At 45.1% G+C, this 1,163-nt stretch carries 1 protein-coding gene; it reads right to left on the bottom strand.

Translation table 11 applies throughout. The annotated features are described in order from the left end of the window. Nucleotides 1-43 precede the first annotated feature (43 nt). Nucleotides 44-1,128, bottom strand: a protein-coding gene (locus ACYVIL_RS20180) for an IS3 family transposase (protein ID WP_460314521.1) whose coding sequence is annotated in 2 segments (ribosomal slippage) — nucleotides 44-867 and nucleotides 867-1,128 — 1,086 coding nt in all. Because the reading frame shifts where the segments join, the coding sequence is not laid out codon by codon here. Nucleotides 1,129-1,163: the final 35 nt, after the last annotated feature.

The raw sequence follows: 1,163 nt of genomic DNA on the forward strand, positions 1-1,163 counted from the left end.
TGTAATCCCCCCATTTTAAGCAGCAGTTATTCGTAGAAATTAATTAAGCCGCTCTCAATAGTTGTTTAGGTGGTACACCACCAATTGCCATATTAGGTCGTTCATTGTTGTAAAGCCAGAGCCAGTTTGTGGCTAATTCCTGAGCTTGTTCAACGCTTTCAAACATATGCAAGTCCAGCCATTCATGCCTAGCTGTTCGATTAAACCGCTCAACATAAGCATTCTGCGTGGGTTTACCAGGTTGAATGTAAAGTATCGTTATCCGATGCTGGTTTGCCCATGTTATCAATTGACTTGAAATATATTCTGGCCCATTATCGCAGCGAATTGCTGCTGGCTTACCTCGCCATTCAATTACTTGCTCCAACGAACGAATAACTCGAAGACTAGGCATGGATAAATCCACATCAATTGCCAACCCTTCACGATTGTAATCGTCAATGACATTGAATGTTCGCAATGCTCGCCCATCAGCCAAGCTGTCTGACATAAAGTCCATCGACCATACTTGATTAATAGCCTGTGGCACACTCAGTGCGTCAGGCTTGTCACGCTTAAGTCTGCGTTTAGGCTTTATCCTCAGGTTCAACTCAAGCTCGCGGTAAATGCGATACACTCGCTTATGATTCCAACGGAAGCCTTTCACATTGCGCAAATACAAAAAGCATAAACCAAAGCCCCAACGCCGATGCGTTTCAGTCAGCCGTAACAACCAATCGGCGACTTGTGCGTTTTCACCACTCAGTTTCGCTTGATAGTGGTAACAACTGCTACTAATACCCAAGCTTCGACAGGCAATACGAATACTCACGGCATGCCGAACAATAGCGTTCTTTGCCATCTCCTTACGCTGGGATGGCCTTACAACTTTCCCTCAAGCGCTTCCTTACGAATTTCGGCCACTAACCGTTCCTCGGCATACATCTTTTTAAGCCGTTTGTTTTCGTCTTCAAGCTCTTTGAGTCGCTTCATCAGCGATGCATCCATGCCACCAAACTTGGCTCGCCATTTATAGAACTGCGCTGAACTCATGCCGTGCTCACGACAGAGTTCAGGAACACTCACGCCATTTTCATTCTGTTTTATGATCGCCAGGATCTGACTGTCGGTATATCTCGATTTACGCATAGAAAACTCCTTCGTTTTAGTTTAACGGGAATTTC

It is taken from the genome of Aliiglaciecola aliphaticivorans (assembly GCF_054782055.1).